At 39.9% G+C, this 21,885-nt stretch carries 13 protein-coding genes and 1 pseudogene; 8 read left to right on the top strand and 6 right to left on the bottom strand.

The features are described from left to right. The 3 genes and pseudogenes from E0F88_RS30105 to E0F88_RS30115 form a co-directional block, all read right to left on the bottom strand. Window positions 1-1,724, bottom strand: a pseudogene (locus E0F88_RS30105) (T9SS type A sorting domain-containing protein); the annotation flags it as partial. 61 nt (window positions 1,725-1,785) lie between these two features. Continuing rightward, window positions 1,786-3,312 carry a DUF1501 domain-containing protein gene (locus E0F88_RS30110; RefSeq protein ID WP_131962052.1) on the bottom strand — a complete coding sequence of 509 codons (1,527 nt, stop codon included), beginning with the start codon at window positions 3,310-3,312 and terminating at the stop codon, window positions 1,786-1,788. 13 nt (window positions 3,313-3,325) lie between these two features. After that, a complete protein-coding gene (locus tag E0F88_RS30115; protein WP_131962053.1) occupies window positions 3,326-4,963 on the bottom strand; it encodes a DUF1800 domain-containing protein in 1,638 nt (545 codons plus the stop codon). Window positions 4,964-5,888: 925 nt separating this feature from the next. On the opposite strand from E0F88_RS30115, the gene E0F88_RS30120 reads away from it, so the two are divergent. Next, window positions 5,889-7,256, top strand: coding sequence for a sugar transferase (locus E0F88_RS30120; protein WP_131962054.1), 1,368 nt, complete (start codon window positions 5,889-5,891; stop codon window positions 7,254-7,256). Window positions 7,257-7,497: 241 nt separating this feature from the next. Next, the gene (locus tag E0F88_RS30125) at window positions 7,498-7,857 is read left to right on the top strand and encodes a response regulator (RefSeq protein WP_131962055.1); all 360 of its coding nucleotides are present in this window, start codon (window positions 7,498-7,500) and stop codon (window positions 7,855-7,857) included. A 189-nt stretch (window positions 7,858-8,046) separates the two neighbouring features. On the opposite strand, the gene E0F88_RS30130 is transcribed toward E0F88_RS30125, so the two are convergent. Next, window positions 8,047-8,865, bottom strand: coding sequence for a metallophosphoesterase family protein (locus tag E0F88_RS30130; protein WP_131962056.1), 819 nt, complete (start codon window positions 8,863-8,865; stop codon window positions 8,047-8,049). 289 nt (window positions 8,866-9,154) lie between these two features. Here E0F88_RS30130 and rfbD point away from each other — a divergent pair, with 289 nt between their 5' ends. The 3 genes from rfbD to E0F88_RS30145 all read left to right on the top strand — a co-directional run bounded on the left by rfbD (window position 9,155) and on the right by E0F88_RS30145 (window position 11,826). Next, window positions 9,155-10,003 (top strand): dTDP-4-dehydrorhamnose reductase, encoded by an 849-nt coding sequence (gene rfbD / locus E0F88_RS30135; protein WP_131962057.1) that lies wholly within the window; start codon window positions 9,155-9,157, stop codon window positions 10,001-10,003. Window positions 10,004-10,819: 816 nt separating this feature from the next. After that, window positions 10,820-11,233 (top strand): hypothetical protein, encoded by a 414-nt coding sequence (locus E0F88_RS30140; RefSeq protein ID WP_131962058.1) that lies wholly within the window; start codon window positions 10,820-10,822, stop codon window positions 11,231-11,233. A gap of 182 nt (window positions 11,234-11,415) precedes the next feature. Further along, window positions 11,416-11,826 (top strand): hypothetical protein, encoded by a 411-nt coding sequence (locus E0F88_RS30145; RefSeq protein ID WP_131962059.1) that lies wholly within the window; start codon window positions 11,416-11,418, stop codon window positions 11,824-11,826. A 914-nt stretch (window positions 11,827-12,740) separates the two neighbouring features. Here the strand turns inward: E0F88_RS30145 and E0F88_RS30155 are convergent. Further along, window positions 12,741-14,840, bottom strand: coding sequence for an Ig-like domain-containing protein (locus tag E0F88_RS30155; protein ID WP_131962060.1), 2,100 nt, complete (start codon window positions 14,838-14,840; stop codon window positions 12,741-12,743). Window positions 14,841-15,378: 538 nt separating this feature from the next. After that, the gene (locus tag E0F88_RS30160; RefSeq protein WP_220466402.1) at window positions 15,379-16,350 is read right to left on the bottom strand and encodes an IS4 family transposase; all 972 of its coding nucleotides are present in this window, start codon (window positions 16,348-16,350) and stop codon (window positions 15,379-15,381) included. 275 nt (window positions 16,351-16,625) lie between these two features. Here E0F88_RS30160 and E0F88_RS30165 point away from each other — a divergent pair, with 275 nt between their 5' ends. From E0F88_RS30165 to E0F88_RS30175, 3 genes are all read left to right on the top strand, one after another. Further along, window positions 16,626-19,724 (top strand): lantibiotic dehydratase, encoded by a 3,099-nt coding sequence (locus E0F88_RS30165; protein ID WP_131962061.1) that lies wholly within the window; start codon window positions 16,626-16,628, stop codon window positions 19,722-19,724. Between the two features lie 116 nt (window positions 19,725-19,840). Beyond that, complete coding sequence (locus E0F88_RS30170; protein WP_131962062.1) at window positions 19,841-20,668, top strand: LytR/AlgR family response regulator transcription factor; 828 nt, start codon at window positions 19,841-19,843, stop codon at window positions 20,666-20,668. Then, complete coding sequence (locus E0F88_RS30175) at window positions 20,661-21,791, top strand: sensor histidine kinase (protein ID WP_131962063.1); 1,131 nt, start codon at window positions 20,661-20,663, stop codon at window positions 21,789-21,791. The genes E0F88_RS30170 and E0F88_RS30175 overlap by 8 nt, the downstream gene beginning before the upstream one ends. Window positions 21,792-21,885 lie beyond the last annotated feature (94 nt).

Raw genomic sequence — 21,885 nt, forward strand, 5'->3', positions numbered from 1 at the left:
TAATCTTTATAAGTACCAGCAATAGCGGTTGCGTAAACAGTATTGCCTTCTACGAGTTCAACTGTTAAAGCTTCCCCATTGGGATAATTCTTGTCCCAGGCCCAACCACTGACAGTATTACAGTCTGCAGATTCAAATGAACCTAAATAGCGATGCACATCACAGGTAGAAGCTTTGGGAGATCCTGCCAAAATAACTGTACTCCCCTGAACGCGTATGCCTAATTGGTGCGGCTTGCCATCCCTTAAAGAAGCAGGCATACCAAAACTAAAACCGTAATTCCCACTACCAATTCCTCCGATTTTTAAGGACTCCTTGTAAATATTAGCCGTGCTCGTTGCATAGACTGTACTGCCCTCTACAAGCTCTACAACAACTGCAGAATTAGGGTAATTACTATCCCATGCCCAACCAGTGATTACATCGCAGTCAATCGAATTAAAGCTACCGGAATATTGAGAAACCTTACATGTAACTGATTTAGAAGAACCAGATAAATTGTAAATAGTACCTTTCACCCTAGCACTTAATTGATGCATATTCCCGTCTTTTAATGCTTTTGGAAATGGTATATTAAAACCATAATTACCAGTACCGTAACCAGCAGTTTTTACATAATCTTTATAAGTACTAGCAATAGCGGTTGCGTAAACCGTATTGCCTTCTACAAGTTCAACTGTTAAAGCTTCTCCATTGGGATAATTCTTGTCCCAGGCCCAACCACTGACCGTATTACAGTCTGCAGATTCGAGGACACCCCCAAATCCACAACTTAAACTTTTAGGTGAGCCCGTCAAAATAATGGTGCTATTTTTAAGCCGAATGCTGATCTGGCGTGAACTTCCATCCATCAATATTGAGGGTGTTGCGATACTAAAGCCATAACGACCTGTTCCTACTCCACTATCAACCAGATCTTTCCTATATTCACTTGCATTCACAGTAGTTAAAACTGTATTCCCCTCAACCAATTCAATTGTAAGTACTCTTTCAGGATAGTTTTCATCCCACATCCAACCCCTAATTTCCGAGCAAGATGCTACTTCCAGTTTGCCTGACACATTCGGAGTTGGAATCGCAGCAATCAGCCCAGCCAACGAATAAGCTGTGTAATTGTCAGGAAGGATAGGTTGAAGAGTCGTTACCGAACCGGATGCAAGGGAACTAGCGTCTCCGAGTATGCTAATTTCGTCAACAATCGATGGGATTTTTTCCCACCTAGCGTTCGACAGACTCCAGCCAACTATACTTAACTGGCTTAGATTACCTGCTGTAAGTTCTGAGATATTACTTGTAATATTCCACGTTAAAGACAATTTTGTAGCCGCATTACCATTAATGTCCCAAAATTCTCGTGTGCTAACCTTTGCAATAGAACTTTCTTTCGTGTTTACCCTAAAAGGCGCCCCCAACGGCAATGTTGCGAAGTCCGGGTTCTCCATAAAATAAGCGCCATTAACTCCATCTTCATCGGTTGCGAATGGTCTATATGAACCCTTGTTACCAACCGGAAATATCTGTAGCCCTTTACCGGCCCTTTCCACATAACCATCGACATGTTTGGTATCACCCATGCCAGCCAGCTTTGATTCCGCAGAAAAACTAACAATACCAAAAGGTGCGTTCCTGGCGGTTTTTACAATTCCTTTTTGTTGTCCATAGCTGATGATTGATGTGAAGCAGATCAACAGTAATGTAAATTTCCTGGTAAAATTGGATGCCATAGCAGTACCTCTAAACTTGGTAAATGTAAAAATCTGACTTGCTTGAATAACCAGGTGCTGATCAGCCGGTAATGTTCACACTGTAATCTCCCAAAAACTGCAACTTTCCTCCTGCCTCAACCTTAACATCCTTTGCATAAATGTTTTGGCCTACCGAGATGACATGACCTGTATTAATTTTAATTATTGATGAGGAAACAGGCACACGCCCGTTGGACCATACCTCTGGGTTAATCCATGAACCTGAGGCAATACTTTGTATTGTATCTGAAAAGAGTGATGTCGTTTTGAAATTTTTGAAAAGCAACTGATTCGTTTTTCCCGCATCTGCACCAAACCATTCATTAAGAACATCTGCGTATACTCTTCGAAAGTCAATTTGCATTTTTATATCTCGGTTTGTTTCCCAAGATTGAGGTGAAGCGGGAAGTAAACCAGTGATAAGATTCGGACTGGTCCCCACCAATTGCCGCTTTATTCCCTTACCAAAAACAAACATAGGAGCGCCTATACCATGGTCAGTCCCTTTCGAAGCATTAGAATTAGCGCGTCTGCCAAAATCAGAAAACGTCATTCCTAATACATTGTCCTCCTTACCAAGTAGTTTTAAATCGTTCTGAAAAGCGGCAATTCCATCAGATAACTTTTTTAGAAGTTGTGCATGTAGTCCTTCGGTACTATTGGCTCCGACCTGTCCTGCATGCGTATCAAATCCTCCTAATTCAACATAATATATTTTGGAACGTAGCCCGCCATGAATTAATCTGGCAACGATTTTTAGCTGTTCTGCAAGTTCATTTTTTAGAGCTGACTCTGGATAAATTGCCAAATTGGTCCCCGAATCAGCTGCTGCTTTGATTTCCGATGCAAATCCGACCGTTAACACCTGTTGCTGTCTAATGAAAGAGATTAGATTGCCCGCATAACAACATGGGGTGCTGGCATCTACTGATGAATTAGGCTCCCCAATAAGTTGATAAAAACTATTTGGATCTTGAAGAGTTATCCCCATAGACTGTTCGTTGCCCAGTAAGGTTGTTGTACTAATTTGACCAATTTGAACAGCCAATGGATCCTCCATTTCGGAGTTCGGATAATTCTGGGGATAATTTGGAAATTGATCATTCAAATATCGGCCCGCCCAGCCCGACCTTGCATATTGCGTGGCTTCTACACCAGTCATCCAAATGTCCGTCGACCGATAGTGCGACAAATCCGGATTTGGATAGGATACAGAATTAATAATGGCGAGCTTACCCTCATCATAAAGACTTCTCATCCCGGACATCACCGGATGCAAACCCAGTTCTGAAGTTCCTGATAGACGTAATACTTGTGCCTCAGGAATGGCGATGTTCACTCGTAACGCTTGGTATTGGGAATAATGATCAATAGGAATAACAGTGTTCAATCCATCGTTACCTCCCCCCAAGTAAATGATTACTAATATACGGTCACCATTAACCGCTGCTGTTTGTTTCAGTGAACTCACTAATGCAGAACTACCTGCTATTGACTTAACTCCAAAACCATTCAACATAACAGGCAACATAGTTGCGGAGGCGGCTAAAAAATCTCTTCTTTTCATCAGAATGTAAAACTTAAAATATTTGATACTCAGCCATCCTCAACATATGCCTTAACATAGCTCTACATCGCCATAAAACCGTGCTCTGCTTAGTAGTATCTGATGTGGCTAAACGATATGCATCCCATTCCCTTACCCAGGTAGTACGCGGGCTGCTATTCATCATCATAATCTTATCTATTAAAAAGTCTTTTTGAATTTGAGACAGTTCAGTAGCAAACAGATTTTTCGAAAATTCCTGTAAAACCTGTTCACATGATATGCCAGATGTTCCCGACACGTCTGAGAAATTAGGTTGTATCGAAGTCAATCTTGCCAGAATATCTATTCCAAGTTTATAACCGGGTTTTATTTCAACGGAGGGATATATCAGCGTATCCATACGGGAGCCTCTAAGGCCAAGAGTAGTACCGTTGATCCAGTTTTTTGAAAACCCTGTTTGATAGTAGGGAAGAGAACCAAAGACAGAGGGCTGATTAAGAAAGTTTAACTGTAAAACTGCCATACTGTAACTTATATAGCTCATCATGTTCCTAAAAGCTGTATACTCGGTAGTAATATCTGGCACAGGCTGATCAAAAATTCTTATAGTTCCGATCATGAGCTCCGCAGGCGATTTCACAATTCCGCCAATATGTACAGGATCAAAAAAAACATTGCTCGTTAAAAGCTTCTTTAGAACAGGAGTAATCGCATAATTGTTGGCAGTGCTACAAAAAAACGATGCAAGTGGGCTTATTACCTGATCCTCGATTTCCTGAGTAACCTCTGGGTTTACATACCAGCGATATAATTTTCTGCAAATAAATCTAGAAGTCTCCGGATGACCAAGGAGCATACTAACCAGATCGTTCAGTTCGGCATCACCGGCCTCAGGACCAATCCTGCCCTGAATAATGCTATTGCTATATTTTGCAGAAAAACTTTTACTATTAGTATCGTGTCGATCCGGATTAAAAACTGTTCCAAATGACGTTGTGCCATCCTTCCCGTGATTCGTTGCTTGCCAACCAGTAAGCACTTGTGCCGCTGCTTTAACGTCCTGCTCCGTATAATTATAATTTCCAGCAAAGTCCTTCTGTCCTACCGTAAACAACTCCTGCAATTCCCTACCATAATTTTCATTAGGAAGTTCTTTGGTGTTTTCGTTACCATTTTGGAAAATAAGCATGCCCGGATCTTTTGTAATCCCTATTACTAAGTCTCTAAAATTTCCCATTGCGTTGGACCTCAAAAAGCGAAGATATCGATCCATATAACGATAGTCATCCACCGAAGCGTGAACAACTACAAAATGATTTTGCCAAAACGCGGTGAGTTTTTCAAGTATAGCTGGATGTCCATTTTGCTCTGTCATTAAACCAATCCACCAATATTGAATGTAATTATAGTAAGATGAACGCCTACCGCTATCAAATGGCTTGCTCAAAAATGATTGCCCCGCGTCTGTTCGTGATTCATCCATCTCAACTGGCGGGGGTGGTGAAGCGCGGTAAGAAGAATTACTTATCAATAAGTCTACTGCCTGGGTAGCTGTTTTGCCAGCAAAATTAGCAATCTCAAGTTCTGTTGGACCAAATGTTGCTCTGCGTAACAGATGAGCAGCGGTCTGAGCATTCAAAGGAGTGGAGTAACTATCTAAAAGAGCCATGGCACTTATCTAACCGGAGTGACTGTGATAACAATAAACATTCTATTTTAAGATATTAAGGCAGCTGCAAATCCTAATAAACGTTGGGCTTTAACAAGCATTCACAAATATAAAAAAGTATTTAAATAAAAGTATTTCTACAAAATATTAATTTTTTTTACATTTGCCTCCAATTATTTAAGCAAGACATTTCCATATTATTCTACATGCGAATATCAGAGGAAGAAACATTGTTGATTTGTTCAGAACAAGGTCTCAGTGCCTGTTTTATTTGTACCATTTTGTTGAAATATAATTGGGTTTGTAAAATCACAAAACTGGATCAAAAAACCCAATGAGACTTTGTTACCAAGTACAAGGTGTGACATCTCAACAGAGTGTGTGACAAAAGATGTGAATTGTATTGGCACTGTCACAAATGTCACACAACCGCTCTGTGAAATATAGGACCTCTGCGGAATCACTGTGACCAAATGATATCAAAAATTGACCACAATCTATTTATCCTCTCACAGTTAACCGAAATTATAATTGATTTCCCACCTAGCCCTAATCAGCATAACTGTCCAGCGACCACTAATAATGTGCAATTAAATCCTACATTCGTTTTTGAGTATTCCTAGTATAATACAAAGAATCTTTATGATATTCTGAATCGTTTCTACATAATTTGCTTATAATCAGAACCTAATAAAAATACACGATGTTAGAGATTTGTATTATTCAAATTTATGTCGTAAAATTGTTGTAGAACTTAATCATAGCAATAGTTCAATTTAGTGTCTGAACTGTCGAATATTTTTAGATGGCAAACGGGCAGAATGGCAAAATTTGAAGGTCAGGTTTTAAAATGATGTATTACTGAATCGTTGCCTCCTTGGGCGAATACGACGAAATGCATTTACTCAACGTTATCTTATAAATCATGAAGCATCACTATTCAGGGCTCCTACCTAAAATTCACCTATGGGCAGATGTATTTTTCTTTAATCTGTCTTTTATTCTCGCCTATTTTTTACGGTTCCAACAAGATGGAAATTTTAGTGAAAGCCAGTATATTAACCTTATGTTGGTTGCTAATCTTGTTTGGATATTTGTTATACACGTCCTGAAGACCTACTCTTTCACTAGGTTATCCTATCACTTTTATGTTCAGCTAGGCAATTTTTTCAAGGCATTGTTTATTCATGGTGCCATTATGACTACGTTTTTATACCTAAGCAAGCAGGGTGAGGAATTTTCAAGGGTACAATTTCTGATGAGTTACGTCGTATTTATTGTACTTTCTACTGCTGCGCGTGGATTGTCGGTTATGTCACTCAAAGCGTATCGGAAAGCTGGCTACAATTATAACCGATATGCAATTGTAGGAAGAGGTGACCTGGCATCCCTGATCCGGGAATTTTACGGAGAACGCCAGGAACTTGGATACCGGTATTACGGAATGTTTCAGATCGATCAGGAAGAAAGCCAGATCGGCACTTTGGAAAGTATGATTAAAGACAAAAAGCTGGATTATCTTTATTGCTGTCTCTCTGAAATGAATGACGAACAGGTTAAAGAGGTAATAAGAATTGGTGAACGCCAAAAAACACAAATCAGGCTTGTACCGGATTTCAGAGGCTTTATGACCAACATGGCAACAATCGAGTACCACGACATGTATCCGATTATTCAGGTTAATACCAAACCATTTTCAAGTGTAAACGAACAAACGGTGAAACGAGTGTTTGATCTTGCTTTCTCTGCAATGGTCATGATCCTCGGAGCACCGGTATTTTTTCTCGTTTGGGCAGCCATAAAAATTACTTCCCCGGGACCTGTGTTTTTCAAACAAAAACGGTCAGGTCAGTGGGGTGAAATTTTTGAAATTTACAAGTTCCGCAGCATGCGTGTGGATGCAGACAAGATGGGTCTTCAGCATTCTCAGGGTGATAATGATCCGAGAATAACGCCAATTGGACGTATTTTACGAAAGTCACGACTAGATGAACTTCCTCAGTTCCTAAACGTTATGAAAGGAGAAATGTCCGTTGTGGGTCCGCGTCCGTTGTTTAAATATGACGTGGATATGTTAATGGAAGCTGCACCTCATGACTTTCAAAGGTTACTTACCGTTAAGCCTGGCATCACATCTATTGGACAGATTAATGTAGGATATGCTGATACTGTCGCCAAAAATGTCGAGCGTCTGCGTTATGATCTGCAATACCTGAAATCGTATAGCTTGCTGAATGACGTACAACTTATTTTCAGGACTGTTCAGGTAATGGTTCTCGGAAGAGGACAATGAAATAGAACTTCGCAAGACTGATATTCAGTTTTACCTTACCCGATAAGATATTTTTACTCAGCGGGATTACATTGTGGCCTGATAAACTCCTCAATCAAGAGGAGACTTATCAGGTCGTTGATGATGTTTATTGTTTCTCCCTGATCGAATATTTACTTCGATGTGAAGTAAAGGCCTTCCAGAGGCTGATCATTTAAATAGCCAGACCTGGCTATGATTTCTCCATGCAAGAACTTCACACATGGTAATCTTAATATTAGACCCCTATCCTACGTTACGTCTTGGGTTAAAAATCCTCCTAGAGGAGTATTTAGGATATTTTCAGCTTAATGAAAATTCAAGCGTTTTTGAGCATTTCCGAAATAACCCCAAGCCGAAGGCAGATGTAATATTTGTTGGTGTTTTTGGAGAGGTTTTTACCGAGAATAATAATCATGAAATCGATCTACTTAGGATGTCGTATCCGGCAAGCAAAATTATCTTGCTAATGGAAAAAGTTAATGATTCGATAATCCTTGCGGGAACCAGGGCAGGCGCGAATGGTTATGTTTCAAGACAAAGCGACCCGCTTGAAATTATCAAGCATCTTGGAGTATGTTAATGACGTGACAGAACAACATTGTAATCAAGCTATAATACTGTCTTTTAAGTTCAGTTAGGTCTGTGAATACCGTGTAGTATTGCGATTGTTCTTAACCCAAACTGTGTAAATTATTGATTGAAGTTGCGTAAATACTGCATATAACTTCAAAACATTATATAATACCAAATCCCTTTTATTAGGTGACAGTTAAAGCAGGTTTTCATTAACGATTACAGATTTTCCAGGATCATATTGGCTGGTTACTAATTTGTTTGACTCATCGATGTTAACGGTCCTAAAACCTTTGTAAGATAACCCCCAGTTACCACCAAAATGCCCGTCGAAAATATAGTGTTTTCCATTGTTTGATATCAAAGTGTCCATATTGTGATCATGCCCATGAAAAACGGCGCCAATATTGCTATGGCTTTCTATCATTTGCATTGCCTCTGAAACTACCACAGGGCTGGCATTCAGGTCGATTTGGGGGACGTGTAAAAATATGAAGATCTTCTGTTTCTCCTTATATTTAGCAAGCTGCTCTGCGAGCCATTTTATGTCAACGTTTACGATTTCGCCTTTTTCATTTGATGTATCTCCAAGAATAAACCCGTAGGCACTTTTTTCGAAACTGTGATTAGGAAAATATCCCCAGGTTTCTTTCCAGGTATCTGCACTCACCATATCATGGTTACCACGGGTTACAAAATATGGCATCGACAAGTTGTCAAAAATGCCTTTAACCTGTGCTAAAAACTCTGCTTTATCGTGTATGATGTCACCATTGAAAACGACAAAATCCAAAGGCTCCCCAACATGTTTCTGATTTATCCATCGCACTATATTTTGATGGTCGGCTATATAATCGGTACCTGGCTGCCCAAAGTGGCCATCAGAACACACTATAAAACGTAAAGAAAGGTCGTCCTTTGATTCAGCTGGTTTCTCGATATCCTTATCTTTACAGGATAGTAAGAAACCTGATAACCCAATAAATTTCCACAGAAAGCTACGTCTTGTAAACATATATGTTTTAATTATCACTAAAATAGTAAATTATTCGAACGGTTTACGAATAATTTACTATTCGTAATCGAATTATTTTTAATGTTTGACCAAAGCTCAATGTTACAACAAACACGATCTCCTAATAAAGATCATCATCTTATGAGAAGCCGACCTGACCCGTAGCAGCGAGAGTTAAGCCTGAAGGTTCTTAAAATAAAATTCCTCCAAAAACCTATGAAAGACTCGCCGCATAGCGCTCTATAACTCCGCGTTTTGGCCTATATTTGTCAAAAAAACTACCACAACTATGAAGATCGTCGTTCTCGGGGCATCCGGACAATTGGGCAGCTGCCTTAATAAAGTGGCTGAAGAAAGAAACATCTCAGACATATCATTTCCTTCCGAGCAGGATGGTAATATTCTGGACACGAAATTGCTGGATAAACTTTTCGAAGCAGAAAAACCAGAATTCGTTATCAACTGTGCGGCGTATACGGCGGTAGATAAAGCAGAAGATGAGCAAGATATTTGCCGTAAAGTAAACCGGGAAGGCGCAGCCAACATTGCCCAGGCTTGTGTAAAATACAATGCTACGCTGATACATATTTCTACCGATTTTGTCTTCAAAGGTGATGTGCCTATGCTGCTTTCAGAAACTGATCCTGCCGAGCCTGAAAATATATACGGTCTTACCAAACTGGAAGGCGAACAGGATATTACCCGCATCCTGCAAAAACATTTTACAATCCGAACCAGCTGGCTGTATTCGGAATATGGAAACAACTTTGTCAAAACTATGTTGCGCCTGGGAAAAGAACGTGATTCATTGGGAGTGATCGTAGACCAGGTGGGCTCCCCTACCTACGCCATCGACCTGGCCGGCGCGGTCCTTGATGTTATTGAATCCGGCAGCAAGGCTTATGGCATTTATCATTATAGCAACGAAGGTGTTACTTCCTGGTACGACTTTGCGAAAACAATCTTTGACCTCAGCGGAACTAAGGTAATCCTCAATCCGGTAAAAACGTCGGAATACATCACCAAAGCAGTTCGTCCGGCTTACTCGGTCATGGACAAATCCAAAATCAAAACCACATTGGGCATCAAAATTCCCTACTGGAGGGATAGTTTGATTGTTTGTATTAGCCGAATTTAATACAATGGCATATACTTTTATTTTGAGACCACACATTGGTTCGCGTCGCCTAACTTGGTATACTGGTAAAATGGAAAATATTTGATTAAACTTTAAAAAGATATTTTTGCCTTTTGTGTGAATCTTGAATTTCGTTCTTAAATCGACAACTAAGGCTAATTTCTAGCTAAAAGGTTCAAACAAACGAAAAGATCAAACTCCCCGCTGTTAATTAAACAGCCGGGAGTTCTCGTATAAAGGAATGCATTTAAAGTCACTTCGGCATTAGGCGTAGGAATTATCCTATTAAAAGGTTTAAGAAAGTACCATAAACCGAGATGGTTGAAGAAAACGTTTCACTTTGCTGAATTCCATCCACACGCGGTTTGGTTCTTACACATTTATTGTAAAAGGCATGTGTAAGTTCTGCTTGACCCTTTAGTCATACGCCGTTACCGCAATTTACCAGCGCGGTTTGCGCGAAAATCAGCATTTCGAGACTAGGATTTACCAAATATATTCCGGCTAGACAGACAGCAGCAACAAGGCCCACATCTTCTTGATAACTTTTAGATTCTCACTTGGCATTTCGAGCCTAGTTGTGAGCCAAATTCGCAGTGCTTTCAGTCGATCGAAAAAATTCATTCCTGTAAATAAGACTATTCCAAAGCTTTCTATAAACTATTCTACAAATCCACACAAGTATTTTAATCCTTCAATATATTAGCATTGTATTGATTCCAAAAGGATTACGGTAAGTGAAATAGTACTGTAAATGTAGAATCGGAGATTCATTATCAACTTTTTTGTTCTGATTACCCTACTAAAATGACACCTATGGAGGCATTATTTGAAAAAACAAAATCTGAGATATTATTGAAATGGCCGAATCATGAGCTAAAAGAAATATACCATACCGACGATCAAAATGGTCAGACAATGAGTCTTATAATTAATTGCGAACCCCCTAAGGGCGTTCAAATGAGTTACTATAAAAATTCTACTTTTGAACTTCTAATACTTCCTCAGATCATCACCGATAATTACCAAAATATCAGAAAACATTACTCTCTTTCCAGCCGTGGAAGACACTTTCATTTGAAAGGTGGAAAATGCTATGTTTTTTACCAGGGGTATGAATATAATGAAATCTTTGGGAGAAATATTCTTAATAGAAACAGTGCTTACCATAGGTTCAAGTCGATTGATAAAGCAGTCGACCTGCTCATTCATGAGCTGGAAAATGGTTAAAGATTCGTATTGAAACGTAGTAATGTTTTCTTATTATCAAAAGCATAGTCAATTACTTGCTTCATAAAGGGACCATGATATGATTGCTACATTAAAGTTAGTGAAGAAAAAACTAAATGAATGTCTTGTGTTAGCTGATTAATTTGTAAGAAACATTACCTAACGTTATAACTTACTTCCACATGAGATCTATCTTTGACAAAGTTACATCCGAAATTTTCGCTGAATATCCGGACTATGATCTTAAACCTTCCGACGAATCCTACTACATGAATGGAGCTGTTGTAAGTTTTGTCATTAATTCTGAGCCTCCTAAGGGATTACAGATCAGCTACTATTTGGATCTCATATTAGAGATTTACATTCTACCTGAACTTATTTTGGACAGAACAAATCAGTGGGCACAATACAAGCGCTTTGCCAACCGGGGGCGCCATTTTGGACAAACCGGCGGAAATGCTTTTAAGTTCCAGCACAATGCACAAACTGGCACACTGCAGGGACAAGATATCCTGAACATTCACGACAACTCTATTAAAGTATTTACCGAATTCGGTCTTCTACAAACCGTTCTTGATGCGCTTGGTAAGTAGTTGGGGTAAAGCGCATCTTATTGAAGCGTGCTAACTATTTTGAACAAAGTAAAGAAACGGCACAGCTACCGTTATACGCAGTCTCTTTTTACAACGTATCCGGCCTACCAACTACATATTTGTTAGTTGCTGAACTTTGTTAAAGTTTTGCGGATATAGGTCGGTAATGTTTTTATGATTGATTGTGGAGATGTTTAGCAGAGTGTTTTTAGCCAATTGTAGGGATTGACATTATGTTTTTAGCAGATCGCGAAGAAAGAGTAAAGTAAAATCAGGACGACACATTTTTTTGTATTTCTTCTCAGACCGCTAGTAGACATAACACATGAAAACCTGCCAATTGTTGAGCACTAAACAAAGTTTGCCAATAATTTCCAGTGCTCTCCACGTCTATTGTCGTGATTCTAGGCTCTGTGAGCCAATGAATCATTGCTTCATAGTCAGAAGTATAGACTCCAAACTTTTTTACATCACAAGGATTTTGATTAATAGCCACCATGTGAAAACAGGAGCCAACGTCAATACCAGCGGCATGGGTATTAACAATGTCCATTGAAAGTTTTTCGATCTCAGTAAACTTTAAATTGAAAAGTCTTTCAGAGAATGTGCTTTTAGGTCTGTTTATTATTCTGTACGGGATTCTCAATTTGAAGATGAGATCACCACTAAAATCAGCAAATGCCTTGCGTCAACAAGGCATTTGTACATTCCAGCGGCGGCGGCCGACCGCCAGAATTCGTGAAGGGCTTTAAAGCCAATAGCACGATGGGCTTCTGCTAAAAGTTATTCAAAGCTAAAAGTTGTTTTCCTATATCAAAGAGAAGCTTCAATGGAATTCTTGGCATACAACTTCGCGTTCTCTGCGTCGTTTCCTTTTCTGCCCGAGGTGAAAGAAACATTATTTACAATCTGGATTACTTGTAATAGTACATTTCAAAGTAGCTATTCCCATTAATACCCTTGAAAAACATAAGCTTGTTGTCCTCGGAAAACGTCACGGTATAGTTTTGTGCAACAGAGCCCAAACCACTGATTTTAATGCCGGTAGCACTTGTGCTAAAATAATTCTGCCCGCCCGTACGGGAAAATGAAGTGGATGTGTAGGAGCCGTCATCTAAAAATTTGAAATACTCATTTTTATAAGAAAGTGTCCGTGGTGTGCCCCCGGGCCAGGTTTCGTATATTACTATTTTCTCAAGCATCCAGTCTCCCAGCAACCGGCTGCGAATTTCACCCGGATCCAATGTAAATTTAAGCGGTGAACCATCGAGTTGTGAATAGTTTTTCTTTTGTCCATACACCTCTACATCCTGTGTTCCTTCCATACCCAATTTCCACTTCGCTTCTGCAAGTCCGAGTGCATTTGTTTTAATGTCTGCCGTGGTAAGCGAACCACCCGATCCGCCCCTCACGCGCCATTCGATTGCCACGCCTTCCACCGGATCTCCGTTGGCATCGGTAACTTTTACAACTAATGGTTTAGCAAGTTCTTTCCCCGGTGTATTAAGCTGCTGGTCCCCGCTAAGGATCTGAATACGCTGCGGGTCCTTGCCTTCTTCGGGCTTTACCAGAGCGAATGTCAGCTGATTGGACTCAAAACCATTCCTGGCTTTTAGATAAATTGTTATCGGCGCGCTTTTTGAAGTGCTTCCAAAATTCATGCAGCCCTTGTAACTAATTGTGCCGTTTGCGGAGGCAGGAACCGAAAAAGTCACAGGATTCTGGGTTCCTATTTTCTCGACAAGCTGCCATCCTATATTCTTTTCCAGGTCGAAAACATCACTAACATTGAAGGAGACCATCAGGGAATAGGTACGGTTTGGGCTTTGAACAGGGCCGCAGTCACCGTTAAAAGTTACAACGGGAGATTCTATTTTTAGAAAATCTGCTTCTATGAGCCGCTTGCTCACCACATTACCGGTAATACTGTACGTAGAAGGCTTGGAAAACCAGAAATCCGTTTTGATACCACCTGCAACATCCAGTTTATAGTCCAGGGTGACATTCGGAGACTTTTGCTGCATAACAAAATCAAGACCGCTGGGCACTTCAAAAAAACCTTTCATCGCCGACATGCCGTAGGGAGCAATTTCATAGATAGGTTTAAAAATAGTACCGCTGGCATTGATCTTAAAATCCTTGCTAAAATCGGACAGCAGCATATTTACAAGTGAATTGTTGACCTGGTAGGAGCTGATATTTGTCCACTGCTCATTTTCATACTTGCTGCCGACTATGGCCGTCATCAATGGAGAAACCTTCCATTTTGCTTTTCCTGAAACAATAATCGGGAGCACATTTAATTTCACAACCTGCGTTAAAGAAACGACGATGGGTGTTCCCGGTATGGGCACATAAAGAATAGGCAGCGGAATTCTTTTTAAAGTTTTTTCTTTCTCAACAGTTATAGCGACTTCAGATTCATTTGCAATTTGAAACGAACTTCCATCCGAATTCATAACTACCCTGATAAGCATTTTGTCCGGCAGAAAAAATCCTTCATTTTTCTCGTATTCAATATCGAAACGTTTGATATTAATTTTTAGCTGTCCACCGTACTTAAGTCCGCCGGTTTGCCCAATCCCGTCTTCAAAAGACCAGTTTACCAACGAACCTGTTCTCAGATTTCCATCAATAACGGAAGAATCTGTGTAGGACGTATTGAGATAAAGCTGCTCAAAGGCTTCGTTTAAACCAGCAGGTACCGTGTTATAAGTCGTTTGGGACCCGCCGGGAGTTATGCTGACAACCTTTGACATAAAACCATATTTGTTTTCCGACGAAGGATTGGCAATAACGATGTCATCAATCTGTGGTTTGTAACCGGGAGCATTGTTGTTCATTACAAAATGGGCACTGTCTGAGCTCACTATGGAACTGGTTTCCAGCACATGCGTTTTCTTGCCCAATATTGTGCTTTTGTCATCATCCGGCTGCTTGTCTATGGAAATATTTCTTTTACACGCCCCGGAAATAAAGACGATAAATGCCAGCAGGATTAAAAGTTTTTTCATTTTGTTTTGATAGAGGAATTACGAAGGTTGAGTAAAATTTAAAATCGTTTTCGGAGTTTGTTTTGCCGGAAGCTCAGTTACGGTGTGTTTCAGACATTTTTATACAAGCACGATCCTATAAACAAAGATCCTCCAAGCATCAGAGGAAAACAATACTGAATGATCAGTATTCACTTGCTTTGGATTGCGATTACCACTGGTAATTTTGGGGGGAGATCTGTTTCCTTCTCTTTCGGGACGTCATCAGATCCAAATTATTAAATGCCCTGCACAATATTAAAAATAGGAATTACTTAACTATTAGCATTAGTACTGATGCGTTAAGTTTTACTCATCAAATAAGTCCCATTGTTCATTGACATTTTGATTGATTTGACATTCAGTAAGTAACTCTTTTAAAGAGGTCTTGTCAAAAGCAGATATGCCCAGTATTTGCATGATCTCATATATGGAGAGATTGCTTTTCAAAGTATGTTTGAGATAGGCTACTATTAAATAAGTGCTTATAGCAATCCACACATGGATATTAACTGCATTTTCAGAATGTCCCCAGAGCGTTTTGATGGTCAGATTCTGCCGCGTCGGCGGTCCGATTGACCCACTTGAAAAAAATCTCTATTTGCCACCTTTTCTGGTAAAGTTTGGCTATCTCAAGCGCAGAAAGCATGTCGTTGTTTGACAGGAAAGAAAGAAGAATATCTTTTTCTTCATCATAGTATTCCACAAGCCTCAATGGTTCTGGATAAAGTTTTTTAGACTTGTATCCGTTGAATATGATGGTTTTATCACTTCTGAGCCCTGAGGTAGGATCAATGTTGAAGTTGCTTTCGATGACTTTATAATTCATTGTGGTTTTTGCTCTTGAGATAAAAAAGGCTCCGGACTCATTCATATTATATAAGGCGGCGAAATCGATGTAAGCTTTATCCATGATATAGATCGCTCCCGGTGATACCAACAGCTCGTCAAGTATATTGCTATCATGGTATTTACCGTCGGTAACATGGATGAAGGATGGAATATTCCCTCTCAGATCTAAAAGAGTATGTATTTTTATTGCCCCACGTGAATACTTTCCTGGCGCCCAGCTGAATAGTTTCAGGCTTAGGGAAATCGTTGTTGAATCCAGTGCAAACACCTCATTGCGAACATTGACATTAGGAACTGGATTTGTTGCATACAAGGGTCTGACCAAGTCTATAAGATACTGTCCGAAGTCGGCATATATTCTCCAGTCTCTACTCTCATTTGCACGTGAAAGCGTGGACTGGTTAACGTGGCTTCTGATTCCAAGGTGATAAAGTTTGTTTTTATGCGCTTTCAGGCAAGTGCAGATATCACGCAAGGAATTACGAGAGGTTAGTTGACCGAAGAGTAGTTGAATAAACTGGTTCCAACAATTAAATTCTCGTGTCCGGAAATCGCCATTGTACTTTGATACACATTTTTCAAACTCATAACGGTCAATAAAATGCAAAAGCTGAGCAAAAACGTACTTACCTGAATTCATAGCATCGTGTAAAAGCCACAAAGCTAAATGTCAAATCAAATCAAAAAATCAAAGAACGTCCGCAACTAATTTATTTACAACCTGTTATAAGCATTTTTAAAAAGTTAACGCATCACTAGTATATTAGCATCATTAACAACTAGCTCAGCAAGTGGGACGAATTATCCCTATCCACTATTTCAACCCGTGAAAAACGGTATTGAGCCCTAGAGTTTTCATTCCCAAGTTGATGTCAGCATTTTGGTTTTCATAAATCAAAATCAGCAACTCAGATAATGCAAATTAAAACCCATGGATTCGCCTTGATAAGACGGCCGATTCTCTCTTTAAACAAACTATATGAATTTCATCAGGCGATAGACAACGACCCGACCAGCTTTGAAAGACAGCTGATTCAAATTTATCAGCAGCCGCCAATGCTTAAAGCGCTCTACCTTGCATCCAAGCCGGCCTATGCTATGACAAAGCGGCTTCTGGATGGAAATCTAGACAGCGGAAAACAGAAACTGCTTAAAACGCTTTATAAATACTTTGTCCGTATGAGCAGCCGATGCACGCCTTTCGGTCTTTTTGCAGGTTGCTTTATGGTGGATTTAAGTGAGAACACAAATATTGAATTTGATCATTCCATGCCCCTAATAAGAGATCACAGACTGGATATATCGCTGCTCGATCAAATGTTCCATAGCCTCTTAAAGAATGATAAGGTCAAAAAACAATTACTATTCTATACCAACAATTCACTTTACAGAGCCGGAAATAAATACAGATACATCAGGAGGTCTGCGGCTGACAATCAAGTCAACTTTCAACTTACAGAAGTTCTTGCCCAACCAATTCTTAATGATATACTAACCCATGCAAAATCCGGCAAAACACTCAGTCAGCTAGCTGATTTGGTTTGTGAATTTGACATCAGTACCAAACAAGCGAAAAAATATATCGAGCAGCTCTTTCATTCACAGATTATTGTTAGCGAGCTGGAAGCAAACATAACCGGCGATCACTATGCCGTAGTACTTAACAGCAAAATACAACAAATTGGCTACGAGGGTAAGGTGGCTCAATTGCTCGAATTCGCAACAAAAATCCTTTCAGACAATTTCGTTTCAAACAAAGATCTGGATTATATCAAAGACCAATCGGCTCAAATTATAAATCAAAGGCCAGCATCACCGGTTTTACAGACGAACATATTCTTTCCGACAAAAACAGCTCAGATTAGCAAAAGTCTGATAAATACGATTCTGAGCGAATTTGATAAGATACAACCTCTTTGCAATAGACGGACAAATCCTGATTTGGAGCAATTCGCAAAATCATTTTACAGCAGATATCAGCAAAAAAGCATCCCATTACTAACAGCACTCGACTCCGACTTTGGCATCGGTTATGGCAATCTGCATACGACCACGCAGTGTAACGTGCCGTTATTAGCTGACATTGATCTTTATGGTAAAAAGCAAAATTCCCAAAAATTCGATCAGCTTTCATCCCTTCGCCTGATTTTATACCAAAGAGCAACAGAACAAAATCTTACAACCGTGCACCTGACGGGTCAGGATTTGCAAATTCTGAAAGAACGTGCACCGGTGAGAACAGCTGAAGGTTTTTATATTTTTGGTAGCGTCCGCTCAGATTCAGCTTCGGAAGCTGATAGCGGTAATTTTCAGTTTGAAATAAAAACTGCAAGTGGTCCAAGTTGCGCCAGTCTGATTGGCCGGTTTTGCAGGGGAGTCAATGATGATCTAACTCAAAAATTACGGGCAGCAATACGACTTGAAGAAAACCTTAGCCCTGATGCAATCTTTGCCGAAATATGCCATATGCCTGAACCGGGCATAGCCAACATTCTTTTCAGGCCACATCTTCGAAAATATGAGATCCCTTATTTGACAACCAGTATACTTTCCGAGCAGCATCGTTTGGAGCTGGACGATATACTGGTCTCTGTGCCTGATGGCAAAACCATCTTACTGACCAGCAAACAGCTCAAAAAACAGATTATCCCAAGACTCTCCAACGCGCACAATTTCTCAACGGCTCTGCCCGTCTACAAGTTTCTATGTGATCATGCTTTGCAGGATAGCACTTATTTTAGCTGGGATTGGGGTGATCTTTCAGAAGAGTTCTTTTTACCTGCTGTACACTTCGGTCACCTTGTCCTTTCCAAAGCCATCTGGAATCTTGATGATCGTGTTCTGAGAAAACTGAATGAAGCTAGCGGCTCATTGAAAGAAAGATGGGCGCTTATCAACAGTAAGCTCGGTATACCCAGATACGTTCAAATAGGCAGCGATGATCGACTCCTTTTGATCGACACAACTAATGAGGTTTCGCTGTCTTTGTTAACAGACAGCTTACGGAAAAATGGAAAAGTTAAAATGACAGAATTTTTGGAAAAGCCGGGCGCTGGTCTGCTTTCTGATCAAGACGGACATTACTCAAATGAGATTATCATTCCCTTTTTAAGAGAAGGCGAGCCGACTGTAATTGGCCAAATACCTAATCTGATTTTCCAGCAGCAAAGACAGTTTTACACAGGTAGCGAATGGTTATACATCAAGATTTACACACCTAACGTGATGATGGACTATCTACTTACCGAAATTATCAAACCGATTTCTGATCAGCTTTTAAGAAAAAAGATCATTGAAAAATGGTTTTTTATCCGCTACTACGATCCTGAACCACATATCCGGATCCGCTTTTACAATCGGATTCCAGACAACTTTTGGAAAGTTGTTTTAGAAAAATTAACGCAAGCACTTCTGCCACTTACAAAACAGGAGACCATTTTTAATATCCAGATAGATTCCTATGTCAGGGAATTAGAACGTTACGGCATGATCGAATACGATCAACTCGAATCGATCTTTTGCGCTGACAGTATTTCGGTAGCAAGTGCTCTGTCCAATTTTAAAGGACTTGAACACAAGCAAGAGCGGTGGCTTCTGGCACTTTTGGGCGCTGATGAGATCTTGAAGTCGATAGGGATGAATAGCGAAGGAAAATCCAGAGTTATTGAAGGGTTGCATCGTCAATTTCAAAAGGAATTTAGTGCGTCTGATTCGCTAATAGAAATGGACAGACAATACCGTAAACACGCTTCCGATATCAAAAATTACCTGGCACAAGGTCAGCAGCAGCAGTCCCCAATCCGATTTTTTAAAAAGAGATCCATTGCAATTACCCGAATTATCTCATCATGCGGGCAGATCAACCAACCGCAGCTTGAAAGTCTGGCGGGTGATTTGGTGCACTTATTTTTAAACCGCTGGTTTAACTGCGATCAGCGAAGCCAGGAGTTTGTCATTTATCACTATTTGAAAAAATATTATTGTTTCCTTAGGAAAACTACCTCAGAGCCATAGAAATTAATCGAAAAATTTTTTATGTATCCAGGGATATACTTAAATTAATTGTGACAAAACAGTTATCAGCATCACTATGAGCTGTTTTAGCCAAGTGACAATTTTAGGTATGTGCTATGAAAATAGATCCGAAACTTAAATTGACCTGTCTGATTGTTGACGATAACAAAGCAGCGCATGAGCTTCTTTTAATGCACATCAAAGATGTTGAATATCTTAGCTACTGCGGGAGTTGTTACGACGGTGTACAAGCCTTGACTATGATCCAACGTCTGATTCCGGACATCGTCTTTCTGGATGTTCAGATACCTCGCCTGTCAGGAATTGAGCTTATGCAGATTCTCGGCAAAACATCTTCCAGTATTATCATGATCACGGGGTATGCCAAGTATGCAATTGAAGGATACAATTACGATGTAGTCGATTTTATTGAGAAACCCTTTGAGTTCCCAAGATTTCTTAGGGCGATAAACAGGGTATGTGAAAGACGCTCACTTTATGCAGCTATGCAGCCCTTATCGTTGATGGCTGATCAGAGGGAAACTGAGAATGATCCGATGGATGATCTTCAAGCCGCTAAGCAACAATCGTTACAAGGAAAAATTAACTTTCCCGTATATACCGATAAGTGCATATGGATTAAGGCAAACAAAAAGCAGATTCCGCTAGACTACGGTGAGATTTGCTGCATTGAGGCTTCCGGAAATTACTGTATATTTTATGCAACCGAAGACACTCACCGCACAAGAGTAACGATTTCCGAGCTACTAGATAATTTGCCCTCCGATTTATTTGCACAGACGCAAAGGGCGTTTATCGTTAACAGAGATGCCATAAAAGAACTCGAAGGCAACGAGCTGCTGATGATCAATGATGTCAAAGCGCGTGTGTCAGAGGAATTTAGAAGTGAAATTTTCAAAGTCGTAAACAAGCGTTATGGATAGAAATGATGGTTATTTTGGCAACATAAATAAGTTTCTTTTTTACAAGTCCGTGCCGGAGAGGATTAGGAAGCACCTGGTCTTCTGGATGATCTTTCTGCTATTTCACTTCACTTGGTTCATTCCCCTTTATATCAAAGGCAAGCTGACCCAACAAGTCATCCTTTTGTATATTCTAAATTACCTGCGATACATTCCGATGTATTACTTAACGATCTATATTTATCAGCTTCTCAGCTCCTGGCTGCGCGGCGTGATGCTCTTTTTTGCTTCTTTCGCCGGCCTTCTAATCACCATTCATTTTTTCACATACCTGATGTATTTGGCACTTCACCTTAAATTTGGTATATCGTCAGTCGTAGAACCGTATAAATATTATGGTGAGCTTTACTTATTACCTATTCACCATTTCAAACCTGTTGATTTTATTGTATTTCTTTACGATTTCCAGGAAACGCAGCTTTTAATTCTGCCGATTGGAATTAAAATGGTCAAATTCGGTTTGAGACAAAAAGAAAAGGAAAAAGAAGGTTTGCAGCATGAGCTAAAAGCCCTGCGTAGCCAGCTGTCACCACATTTTGTTTTTAACCTGATCAACAGTGCTTACCGGCACGTGCTACCCGTAAGTAAAAAGGCTGCGTCGTATCTTGGTAGAATAGCAGCAGTACTTCGACTTACCCTATATAACAATGACACTGAATTCGTAGGTCTTAGCCATGAGTGGCAATCCCTGAACGAATACGTTGATCTTGAATCAAAACGGGAAGGAGACCGACTGCACCAGCGTATTCATTTAGAAGGGGAAATACAGGATTTTCAACTGGTACCTAACATGCTTTTGCTGACACTAGTAGAAAACGCCTTCAAGCATGGTGTTTATTCTAATGGTTACCCATGCTGGCTGAGTGTTAGAATGACTGTCAAAGAACAAAATCTCAGATTTATCATAAGCAATAGCAAGCCGTCTACTTTTGAAACAGATAAAACCGACATTGTCTCAGGCATTGGTCTAGCCAATGTTAAAAGACGCGTCGAGCTGCATTTTGCCGGTAATTATAGCATGGATATATCTGAAACAATTCACAATTATACTGTGGACCTCACTATCCCGTTTATCACTAATTAAGGTTTAAATCCTGATTCATCCCGCTTTTTCAGACTTTCGTCCCGTAAATTTATCTTTACGATTTTCGGTCAATTGTTTTGTGACTGTTATTTAC

The sequence above is a fragment of the Dyadobacter psychrotolerans genome, assembly GCF_004349265.1.
GTDB lineage: Bacteria > Bacteroidota > Bacteroidia > Cytophagales > Spirosomataceae > Dyadobacter > Dyadobacter psychrotolerans.